The following is a 10,424-nucleotide window of genomic DNA, read 5'->3' on the forward strand; positions in this document are numbered from 1 at the left end:
GCTGGCAGGATGGAGGGCATGCCGCTCCTCGCCGCCCGACGTCCCCGAGAGCCGGAGCCGCTCGCCGGCCCGCTGGTCGCCGTCCGCGGGGTCGCGGTGCGCGCCTCGGGCGTCGAGCTGCTCGCCCCGTGCTCGCTCGGGGTGGAGGCGGGGGAGCGCGTCGCGGTGACGGGCCGCAACGGCACCGGCAAGACCACGCTCCTGCGGGTGATCGCCGGCCTCACCGCTCCGAGCGAGGGAGTCGTGGCGGTGGCCGGGCGCGCCCCGGAGGAGCGCTCCGCCGCCCACCGCCGCGCCGTCGCCGCCCTGATCGGCACTCCGCCCTTCGAGCGGGACCTGACCCTCGAGGAGCACCTCGCGATGGTCGCCGTCTCGTGGGGCGAGCCGGTCGCCGACGCCCGCCGCGAGGCCGCAGCTGGTCTCGACGCGCTCGCGCTCGCTCCGCTCGCCCGCCGCTTCCCGCACGAGCTCTCCTCCGGGCAGACGCAGCTGTTCTCCCTCGCGCTCGTGCTGGCCCGTCCCTCCGCGGTGCTGCTGCTCGACGAGCCGGAGCAGCGGCTCGACGTCGAGCGGGTGCCGCTGGTCGCGGAGGTCCTGCGGCGCGCAGCCGCGTCCCGGGCGCTCGTCGTCGCGACCCACAGCCCTGTGCTGATCGAGGGTCTGGGCGCGCGGGTCGTCGAGCTGGAGCGGGCGTGACGCGCGCGGAGGGGGCCCGCGTCGCCGAGGTGCGGGCTCTGCACCGGCACCGCGCCGCGGCTCCGCCGAGTCCGCGCGCCTACGTGGGCTACCTCGCCGCGATGACCGTCCTCGTCGTCGTCCTCCCTCTCGCCCGGGCCCTCGCGCTCCTCGCCGCCGAGGCGGGAGCCGCGCCGGAGCCGCTGATCGCCCTCGCCGCGGGTCTCGCCCTGCCCGCCGCCGTGCTCCTGGGCCGGGTGCGCGGACCCGCGGTGGGCGAGCCGCACACCACGGCCGTGCTGCTCGCGACCGATCTGCGCCGCTGGTCGGTGCTCCGCCGACCCGTGGTCCGGGCGTCGGCCGGTCTCGTGGCGGGCTGCTCCGCCGGCGCGTCGCTCCTCGCCCTCGCCGCCTCCGCGCCGCTCCTCGCGGCCGTCGCCGGCGGTGCCGCGTTCGCCGGCCTCCTCGCCGTCGCCTGGCTCGCCGGTCAGTGCCTGCCCTCGCGCCTCCCCGCGCTCGCGGCGGGCCTCCTCGCCTCCCTCGCGGTCCTCGGGGCCCTCCTGCCCGGTGCGCCCACGCCGGGCGGCCTCCTCGCCTCAGCCGTGAGCGGAGCGGAGGAGGTGCGCGCCGCGACCGTGCTGCTCGCGTCGGCCGCGGTCCTCCTGGCCGCGGCGCCCCGGCTGCTCGACGCCGCGCGCGGGCCTCGCCTCCTCGCCCAGGCCCGGCAGTGGTCGGCGACCACCCGGCTCGGAGCGACGGGCGACCTCGCCGAGTCGCTCGACGGGTACCGCGCCCTCCCGGCGATCGGGCGGGGGCTCCGAGCGGTCCGCCTCTCCCCGTTCGCCCTCGCGGTGCCGGTGCGCGACGCGATCGGCGCGCTGCGCACTCCCGGCCGCTCAGCGGTCGCGGTCGTCGCCCTGGCCGTTGCCGGCGCCGCCGCCGTGCTCGCCGCGGTCGTGCCGTCCTCCCTCCTCGCACTCCCGGCCGCCGCGGCGGGCGTGCTCGCCTACCTCGGCGCCGGCGTCTGGAGCGACGGCTTCCGCCACGCCGCCGCGACAGCGGGGCAGCCGGCGCTCCTCGCCCCCGGTCCGTTCGAGCTGCTCCTCCTGCACGCCGTGCTCCCTCTGGTGCTCGCGGTCGGAGTCGCGGTGCTCGGCGCCCTCGCCGCCTCGCTGCTGCTCCCGGGCGCGGCGGTGCCGGTGGCCGCCGCGACCGCCGTCGCCGCCGTCGCCGCGCGGGCGATGGATGCGACCCGGGGTCCGCTGCCGCCGCAGCTGCTCAGCCCGGTGCCGCTCCCGATCGGGGACGGCGCGGGAGTCGCGGTGGTCCTCTGGAACCTGGCGGGTGCACTGGTCAGCGCCTCGACCGCGGTGTCCGTCGCGGCGTCGCCCGGTCTCCTCGCCGCGGTGCCGCTCGTCGCCGGCGGCTGCCTCCTCGTCGCGCGGCGGCGTCTCGCGCGGGCCTGAGGCTCCCGGGCGCCCGCGCCGCCCGGATGTCCGCGGCGGCGGCCGGACCGGATGCGAGGATGGCGGGGTGACCGCGCATCCCCGGCTCGACGAGCTCATCCGCACCGTCCACGTCCTCCGCGCCCCGGGCGGCTGCCCGTGGGACGCCGAGCAGACCCACGAGTCGCTCGTGCGCTACCTGATCGAGGAGTCGCACGAGCTCGTCGACGCCATCGAGGCGGGGGACCGGGCCGACCTGATCGAGGAGCTCGGCGACGTCCTCTACCAGGTGCTCTTCCACGCCGACCTGGCGGCCGAGAGCGCCGAGCCCTTCACCATCGAGGACGTCGCGGCGCACATGAACGCCAAGATGATCGGCCGCCACCCGCACGTCTTCGGCGACGCCACGGCCGAGACGGCCGACGACGTCATCGCGGTGTGGGACGAGCTCAAGCGCACCGAGAAGCCGCACCGCACCAGCGTGCTCGACGGGATCCCGCAGGGCATGCCGGCTCTCGCGCTCGCCGACAAGGTGATCGGCAAGGCGACCTCGCTGGGCGTCGTGGACGCCGGCCAGGGCCCGCTTCCCATCGAGTCGGAGGAGGACCTCGGCCCGCTGCTGCTGGCCATCGTCGCCTCCGCCCGCGCCCAGGGGCTCGACGCCGAGCGCGCGCTCCGCACGGCGACGCGCGACCTGCAGGACGAGATCCGCGCGGTGGAGCAGGAGCGGCGCGCGGACTGAGGCGCCCGCCGGCCCGCCCCGGCCGATCTGGGAGAATCGCCGTCATGGCCTCCCCGATCACCCCGCCCCGCGGCATGCGCGACTTCCTCCCCGCCGACAAGGCGAAGCGCGAGCACGCGCTCGGCGTCATCCGCCGCGTGTACGCCTCCCACGGGTTCGACGAGATCGAGACGCCCGTGGTCGAGGACTTCGACCGCCTCCACTCCGGGCTCGGCGGCGACAACGAGAAGCTCGCCTTCAGCGTCCTGCGCCGCGGGCTCACCCGCGACGACCTGGCGGCGGTCGACGACGCGTCCGCCCTCGCCGACCTCGGCCTGCGCTTCGACCTCACGGTGCCTCTCGCCCGCTTCTACGCCTCGCACCGCGCCGAGCTGCCGGCCGTCTTCCGCTCGGTGCAGATCGCGCCGGTGTGGCGCGCCGAGCGCCCTCAGAAGGGGCGGTACCGCCAGTTCGTGCAGTGCGACATCGACATCATCGGCGAGCCCGGGCAGCTGGCCGAGGTCGAGCTCATCACGGCGACCGCCGCGGCGCTCGACGCGCTGGGCCTCGAGGACTGCACCATCCGGATCAACGACCGCCGCATCCTCACCGGAATCCTCGAGCACTGCGGCTTCGCCCCCGAGCGCTTCGGCCCGGCGCTGATCTCGATCGACAAGCTCGACAAGATCGGCGCCACCGGGGTCGTCGCCGAGCTCGAGGCCGACGGGCCGGACGCGGCCGCGGTCCTCGGGGGATACCTCGCGCGGATCGAGGAGGCGGTCGCCGCCGGGGGAGTGGCGCTCGAGCAGTCCGCGATCCTCGACGTGCTGCCCGAGGGCATCGACCCGGAGGCGGTGCTCGCGCTCGAGACCCTGGCCCGGTCGCTGCGCTCGCTCCCCGCCGGCGTCTCGCTCCGCTTCGACCCGACGCTCGTGCGGGGCATGGGCTACTACACCGGCACGATCTTCGAGATCGCGCACCCGTCCTCGGGCTCCTCGGTCGGCGGAGGCGGGCGGTACGACGGGATGATCGGCCGCTTCCTCGGTCAGGACGTGCCGGCCTGCGGCTTCTCGATCGGCTTCGAGCGGATCGTCGAGCTGATCGGCGGTGCCGTCGTCGAGCGTCCCGACGCCGTCGTCCTCGTCCACGAGCGGGACGCGGCGCCCGAGCTGCTGCTCGCGCTCAAGCAGGAGCTGATCGCCCGGGGCTCGCGCGTGCGCCTCGAGCGCCGGGCGAAGAACCTCACCCCGCTGCTGGACCGCGCGGCCGCCGCGGGCTTCACCCGCTTCGCTCTCGTTCCGCGCGATGCCGCCTCCGCCGCCGACCTCTCCTTCAAGGACCTCGGCTGATCCGCGCCGGCGGCGCCGGGTGAGCGACGCCGGCTGCCCGCGCTGAGCCGCGCCCGCGGGAGGGGCCGGGGCCGTCCTGTCGGGCCTGAACAGGGTCTCAGCCGATCCGTCAGGGGATCATGCCGATCTGGTCGGATCCTTGTCGGATCCGTGAGAGCCTTAATACCCGCGAAATCTGCGGACACACCCGAGAAATCTCCCCCGGATAGCGTCGAGGCACCCGATCGGCGCGGCTTGGCGCGCCTGCACGGGCACCCCGTCGCGACCCCGCGCACCTCACCGCAGCAGCCCTGACGATCCCCACCCGAGGAGTCCCCTTGACCCTGTCGCCCCTCCGCTCCCTCCCGGCCTTCGACCGCCGCAGCCTCCTCCGCCTGGCGGGTGTCGCCGGCCTCGCGATCGGCGGCGCCTCCGTCCTCGCATCCTGCGCCTCCGACTCCTCCGGCGCGTCCGCCGCGGACGGCGGCGACCTCGGCACCCTCAAGGTCCAGCTCTCCTGGATCAAGAACGAGGAGTTCGCGGGCGAGTTCTTCGCCGACTCGAAGGGCTACTTCACCGAGGCCGGCCTGGCAGGAGTGACGCTCACCCCCGGCCCCTCGACGGGCGTGGCCGAGCTCCTCTCGGGCAGCGCGGACGTCGCGCTCAGCGACGCCGTCTCGATCGGCACCGCGATCGCCCAGCAGGAGGCCCCGCTCAAGATCATCGGCGCGACCTACCAGAAGAACCCCTTCACGGTCCTCTCGATCAAGACCGCCGGGAACATCGCCACTCCGGCCGACCTCGCCGGGAAGAAGATCGGCGTCCAGGCCTCGAACACCTCCCTGTTCCAGGCGCTGCTCGCCGCGAACGGCCTCTCCGAGTCCGACCTCACGGTCGTCCCCGTCGAGTACGACCCCTCCGTCCTCGTCAACGGCACCGTCGACGGCTTCATCGCCTACCTGACGAACGAGGCCATCACGGTCGCCGGCGAGGGCTACGAGGTCGTCAACCTGCCCTTCGCCGACAACGGCCTCCCCTTCGTCGCCGAGACCTTCTCAGTGTCGGAGCAGGCGATCGCCGAGAAGCGCGACGCTCTGAAGGCGTTCCTCGTCGCCGAGATCAAGGGCTGGACCGACGCCGTCAACGACCCGGAGGCGGGCGCGATGCTCGCCGTCGAGAACTACGGCAAGGACCTCGGCCTCAACGAGGAGTCCTCCAAGAAGGGCGCCACCATCCAGGCCGAGGAGCTGGTCGTCTCGGACGAGACGGTCTCGAACGGCCTCTTCACCATCTCCGAGACGCTGCAGTCCGAGACCATCGCGTCCCTCGCGGGCGCCGGGATCGACGTCACGGCCGAGGACCTCTTCGATCTGACCCTCCTCGACGAGGTCTACGAGGAGAACCCCGAGCTGATGAAGTACGCGGCCTGATCCTGATCCACGAAGGGCACCACTCGTGACCGACACGACCGACGCCGGCACCCTGCGCGACCAGGGTGCCGGCGGCACCGGCATCCAGATCCACGGCCTGTCGAAGACGTTCCGGATGGGCTCGCGCAGCGTCGCGGCGCTGCAGGACACCGACCTCCACACCGACCAGGGCAGCTTCCTCGCCCTGCTCGGCCCGTCGGGGTGCGGCAAGTCGACCATCCTGCGCATCCTCGCGGGGCTGGAGGAGCCGACGTCCGGCTCCATCCGGGTCGACGGCCGGACCCCCCAGGAGCTGCGCCGCGACAACAAGCTCGGCATCGCCTTCCAGGACCACGCGCTCCTGCCATGGCGCAGCGTCATGGCGAACATCCGCCTGCCGTTCGAGATCGCGGGCAAGAGCGTCGACCAGTCCTACATCGACGAGCTGATCGACCTCGTCGGCCTCCGCGGCTTCGAGAAGGCCAAGCCGGCCCAGCTCTCCGGCGGCATGCGCCAGCGCGTGTCGATCGCCCGGTGCCTGATCCTCAAGCCCGAGGTCCTGCTGCTCGACGAGCCGTTCGGCGCCCTCGACGACATGACGCGGCAGAAGCTCAACCTCGAGCTGCTGCGGATCTGGACCGAGAAGCCCGCCACGACGCTCCTCGTCACGCACGGCATCTCGGAGGCGATCTTCCTCTCGGACCGCGTCGCGGTGATGAGCCCGCGCCCGGGACGGGTGAAGGAGATCATCGACATCGACCTCCCCCGCCCGCGCACCCCCGAGATGCAGCGCACCCCCGAGTTCCACGCCTACGTCGACCAGGCCTCCGAGCTGCTGTTCGGCGACGGCGGCGCGGCCGCGGACGACCGCGTCTAGGAGGCATCGTGGCCACCACGCTCCCCGCGGCCCCGCGCCGCGCCCTGTCCCTGCCTCCGTGGCTCACCGGGCTGATCGGCGTCGCCGCGATCGTCGCCGTCTGGTGGATCGTGGCGCTCGTCACCGCGCCCACCGGCGCCGCGACCTACGCGCCCGTCCCCACTCCCGTGCAGGTCGTGCAGACCGCGATGGAGGACGGCGCCGGCTTCTACTGGCGCAACTTCTCCGTCACGATCGGCGAGGCGGCCGTCGGCTACTTCTGGGGCAACCTCCTTGCGCTCGTGCTCTCGGCGCTCGTGCTGGTCCTGCCCTGGCTGGAGGGGGTCGTCTCGCAGCTCGCGGTCATCACCTACTGCGTGCCGATCGTCGCCATCGGAGCGATCGTGCTGCTGATCCTCGGCGGTGCGGACGCTCCCGGGAAGGCGAGCGCGACGGCGATCTTCCTGGCCGGCCTCTCGGTGTTCTTCACAACGGTCGTCGGCAGCCTGCTCGGGCTGAAGGCGGCCGACAAGGCGGCGCTCGACGTCGTCACGGTCTACGGGGGCTCGCGGTTCACCCAGCTGCGCAAGGTCCGTCTGATCGCGGCGCTGCCCAACATCCTGTCGGCGCTGCAGATCGCGGTGCCCGCGGCCTTCCTCGGCGCGATCCTCGGCGAGTACTTCGGCAAGATCGAGACGGGCGTGGGCCCGATCCTGGTCGCGGCGCAGGTCTCGCTGAACTCGCCCCGCGTCTGGGCGCTCTTCCTCCTCTGCGCGGGCGTCGCGCTCCTCGGCTACGGCATCGTCGGACTGATCGGGCGCCTCATCGCGCCCTGGTCCTCCGGAAAGCGGGCATGACCATGACGACCACCGTCCCCGACCGCACGGAGCAGTCCACGGCCACGTCGATCCTCGCGGTCGACGAGCTGCGGCGCCAGCTGCGCACGGCCGCCCTCGGCGCGACTCTCAAGAGCCTGCGCAAGAGCCTGCTCGTCGCCCTGTCGACGATCGTGATCGTGCTGGCGATCTGGATCGGTGTGGTCCTCTTCAGCGGGGTCTCGCCCTACGTGGTCAAGGGCCCGTGGGACGTCTGGCAGCACCTGGTGACCGATGCGAAGGCCGCGGAGCACCGCGCCGAGCTGGGCGGCCTCTTCGCCGTGACCATGGGCGACGCACTGATCGGCTTCGCGGCCGGCCTGGTCGTGGCGATCCTCGGCGCGATCCTGTTCCGTCTGTCGAAGGGCATCGAGCACGCGCTGATGCCGTTCGCGATGCTGCTGCGCTCGGTGCCGCTGATCGCGATGGCGCCGCTGATCATCCTGGTCTTCGGGACCGGCTCGATCGCCTCGGTCGCGGTCATCGGCGGGATCGTCGTCCTGTTCCCCGCGCTGGTGACGATCGCCTTCGGCCTCAACAACGCCTCCCCGCAGATGCTCGACGTGGTCGCGGTCTACGGCGGCAGCACTCTCACCGCGATCCGCAAGGTGGCCATCCCCGGCTCGCTGCCCTCGCTCTTCGCCGCGATCCGCATCTCGGTGCCCGGAGCGATCACGGGCGCGCTGCTCGCCGAGTGGCTCTCCACCGGTGCGGGCATCGGCGGGGCGATCAACGCCTGGTCCGCCCAGGCCCGGTTCGCGGACGTCTGGTCGGCGGTCGTGCTCGTGACCGGCGTCTCGCTCGTGCTCTACATGCTCGTGCAGGTGCTCGAGACCTTCGTCCTCTCCCGGATGTCCCTCTCCCTCACCTGACCCCGTCCCTTCCCCCTTCCGCGGGACGCCACTCGAGTGCGGCTCGCCCGGTGGGTCGCATATGCCGGTGGCGTCTCGCGGGAAGGGGAGGGCAGGGGGAGCGGAGCGACGGGGCCGGGTCAGACGGTGACGATCGCGTCGACGCGGTGGCCGGCCAGCACCTCGCGGCCGCCGAGCCCGTCGAGCTCCATGACCACCGCGATCCCCTCGAGGCTCCACCCGGCGCGCTCGATCAGGCGGCGGCTCGCGTCGAGCGTGCCCCCGGTCGCCAGCACGTCGTCGACCAGCAGCAGCCGCGAGCCGCGGGGCGCCGCGTCCTCGTGCACCTCCAGCATCGTCTCGCCGTACTCGAGGGTCGCCTGCTCGCGCAGCACGGCCCGCGGGAGCTTGCCGGGCTTGCGGATGGTGACGACGCCGAGACCCGCCGAGTAGGCGGCCGCTGCGGCGAGCAGGAAGCCGCGCGCCTCCACGCCCGCGATCGCGTCGATCCGGCCGCGGTAGGGCTCGATCAGCGCGTCGGCCACCGCCCGCAGGGCCTCGCCGTCGCCGAAGACCGGCGTGAGGTCGCGGAACAGGATGCCCGGGCTCGGGAAGTCCGGGACGACGGCGGTGAGACGGTCGACGTGGTCGGCGGCGGTCGTGGTCACGGGGAACCTCCGGGTCGGCGGGTGCGCCCGGGCCGTCCGGCGATCGGGCCCTGGGAGTCTACGACCGGCCGCGGTCTCCTGCGCTTCGGAGGCGGTCAGTAGACTCCTTCCCGACCGCTCCCGTCTCCGGGAGCCCACCCGTCAAGAGGAGATAGTTGTGGCCCTTATCGAGGCAGTCGTCGCCCGAGAAATTCTGGACTCCCGTGGCAACCCCACGGTCGAGGTCGAGGTCCTGCTCGAGGACGGCGCGTCCTCGCGAGCGGCCGTCCCGTCCGGCGCCTCCACCGGCGCGTTCGAGGCGTACGAGCTCCGCGACGGCGACTCCGACCGCTACCTCGGCAAGGGCGTGCAGAAGGCCGTCGACGCCGTCATCGACGAGATCGGCCCGGCCATCGAGGGCTTCGACGCCACCGACCAGCGCCTCGTCGACGCCGAGCTGATCGAGCTCGACGGCACCGAGAACAAGTCCCGCCTGGGCGCGAACGCGATCCTCGGCGTCAGCCTCGCCGTGGCCAAGGCCGCCGCGCAGTCGTCGGACCTCGACCTGTTCCGCTACGTCGGCGGCCCGAACGCGCACACCCTGCCCGTGCCGCTGATGAACATCATCAACGGAGGCGCGCACGCCGACACCGGCGTCGACATCCAGGAGTTCATGGCCGTCCCGCTGGGCGCCGAGTCCTTCTCCGAGGGCCTGCGCTGGGGCGTCGAGATCTACCACGCGCTCAAGGCGCAGCTGAAGAAGGCCGGCTTCGCCACGGGCCTCGGCGACGAGGGCGGCTTCGCCCCCGACCTGCCCACCAACCGCGAGGCGCTCGACTTCATCCTCAAGGCCGTCGAGGCCGCCGGCTTCACCCCCGGCAAGGACATCGGGCTCGCGCTCGACGTCGCCTCCTCGGAGTTCTACGAGGACGGCGCCTACACGTTCGAGGGCAAGAAGCTCTCGGCCGAGGAGCTCTCCTCCTACTACGCCGACCTCGTCGCCAACTACCCGCTGGTCTCGATCGAGGACCCGCTGGACGAGGACGACTGGGCCGGCTGGACCCACCTCACCGCGGCCATCGGCGACAAGGTGCAGCTCGTCGGAGACGACCTGTACGTCACCAACCCGGTGCGCCTCGCCCGCGGTATCGCCGAGAAGGCCGGCAACTCGATCCTGGTCAAGGTGAACCAGATCGGCACGCTCACCGAGACGCTCGACGCCGTGGCCCTGGCCCAGCGCAACGGCATGACCGCGATCCTCTCGCACCGCTCCGGCGAGACCGAGGACACCACCATCGCCGACCTCGCGGTCGCGGTGGACGGCGGCCAGATCAAGACCGGCGCCCCGGCCCGCTCGGACCGCGTCGCGAAGTACAACCAGCTGCTGCGCATCGAGGAGATCCTGGGAGGTGCGGCGACCTACGCGGGTCGCTCCGCCTTCCCGCGCTTCTCCGCGTAGTCTCGGCACGCCGGACCGGCCCCGGAGCCCAGCACCTCGGTGCGGGCGCCGGGGCCGCTCCACTTCCCCCGCCGCGATCGAGGAGGCACCCGCCCATGGCCCGTCCGCCCCGCCGCCCCTCCGCTCCCGGGAGCGCACCCGCCGACCCGGAGGTTCCC

Annotated in this window: 10 protein-coding genes; 9 read left to right on the forward strand and 1 reads right to left on the reverse strand. The window is 73.4% G+C overall.

Going from position 1 to position 10,424, the window contains the following annotated elements; all coding sequences use genetic code 11:
• The first annotated feature begins 18 nt into the window (after positions 1–18).
• The 8 genes from C5C69_RS07560 to C5C69_RS07590 all read left to right on the forward strand — a co-directional run bounded on the left by C5C69_RS07560 (position 19) and on the right by C5C69_RS07590 (position 8,181).
• Positions 19–696: an ATP-binding cassette domain-containing protein gene (locus tag C5C69_RS07560; RefSeq protein WP_104233679.1), complete on the forward strand. Its 678-nt coding sequence runs from the start codon at positions 19–21 to the stop codon at positions 694–696.
• Positions 693–2,141, forward strand: a complete 1,449-nt coding sequence (locus tag C5C69_RS17215) for a hypothetical protein (RefSeq protein ID WP_258065119.1) — start codon at positions 693–695, stop codon at positions 2,139–2,141. The genes C5C69_RS07560 and C5C69_RS17215 overlap by 4 nt, the downstream gene beginning before the upstream one ends.
• A 67-nt stretch (positions 2,142–2,208) precedes the next feature.
• Entirely contained in the window at positions 2,209–2,862 is a 654-nt protein-coding gene (locus C5C69_RS07565; protein WP_104222356.1) for a MazG family protein, read from the forward strand.
• A gap of 44 nt (positions 2,863–2,906) precedes the next feature.
• A complete protein-coding gene (gene hisS / locus C5C69_RS07570; protein ID WP_104222357.1) occupies positions 2,907–4,190 on the forward strand; it encodes a histidine--tRNA ligase in 1,284 nt (427 codons plus the stop codon).
• 317 nt (positions 4,191–4,507) lie between these two features.
• On the forward strand, positions 4,508–5,599 hold the full coding sequence (locus C5C69_RS07575; protein WP_258065120.1) for an ABC transporter substrate-binding protein: 1,092 nt from the start codon (positions 4,508–4,510) through the stop codon (positions 5,597–5,599).
• A 115-nt stretch (positions 5,600–5,714) separates the two neighbouring features.
• Positions 5,715–6,455, forward strand: coding sequence for an ABC transporter ATP-binding protein (locus C5C69_RS07580; RefSeq protein WP_104222373.1), 741 nt, complete (start codon positions 5,715–5,717; stop codon positions 6,453–6,455).
• Positions 6,456–6,463: 8 nt separating this feature from the next.
• Positions 6,464–7,291, forward strand: a complete 828-nt coding sequence (locus C5C69_RS07585) for an ABC transporter permease (protein WP_244229606.1) — start codon at positions 6,464–6,466, stop codon at positions 7,289–7,291.
• Positions 7,288–8,181, forward strand: coding sequence for an ABC transporter permease (locus tag C5C69_RS07590; RefSeq protein ID WP_104222359.1), 894 nt, complete (start codon positions 7,288–7,290; stop codon positions 8,179–8,181). Before C5C69_RS07585 ends, C5C69_RS07590 begins: the two co-directional genes overlap by 4 nt.
• Before the next feature lie 119 nt (positions 8,182–8,300).
• On the opposite strand, the gene C5C69_RS07595 is transcribed toward C5C69_RS07590, so the two are convergent.
• Positions 8,301–8,828: an adenine phosphoribosyltransferase gene (locus tag C5C69_RS07595; RefSeq protein ID WP_104222360.1), complete on the reverse strand. Its 528-nt coding sequence runs from the start codon at positions 8,826–8,828 to the stop codon at positions 8,301–8,303.
• A 157-nt stretch (positions 8,829–8,985) separates the two neighbouring features.
• On the opposite strand from C5C69_RS07595, the gene eno reads away from it, so the two are divergent.
• On the forward strand, positions 8,986–10,266 hold the full coding sequence (gene eno / locus C5C69_RS07600; RefSeq protein WP_104222361.1) for a phosphopyruvate hydratase: 1,281 nt from the start codon (positions 8,986–8,988) through the stop codon (positions 10,264–10,266).
• The last annotated feature ends 158 nt before the right edge of the window (positions 10,267–10,424 follow it).

Source organism: Rathayibacter sp. AY1C7, assembly GCF_002931865.1.
Classification (GTDB): Bacteria; Actinomycetota; Actinomycetes; order Actinomycetales; family Microbacteriaceae; genus Rathayibacter.

What these genes read in the sequence shown, in the direction of transcription:
- hisS (WP_104222357.1), top strand. Translation starts at nt 2,907, where the DNA reads ATGGCCTCCCCGATCACCCCGCCCCGCGGCATGCGCGACTTCCTCCCC.
- C5C69_RS07580 (WP_104222373.1), top strand. Translation starts at nt 5,715, where the DNA reads ATGGGCTCGCGCAGCGTCGCGGCGCTGCAGGACACCGACCTCCACACC.
- C5C69_RS07560 (WP_104233679.1), top strand. Translation starts at nt 19, where the DNA reads ATGCCGCTCCTCGCCGCCCGACGTCCCCGAGAGCCGGAGCCGCTCGCC.
- C5C69_RS07590 (WP_104222359.1), top strand. Translation starts at nt 7,288, where the DNA reads ATGACCATGACGACCACCGTCCCCGACCGCACGGAGCAGTCCACGGCC.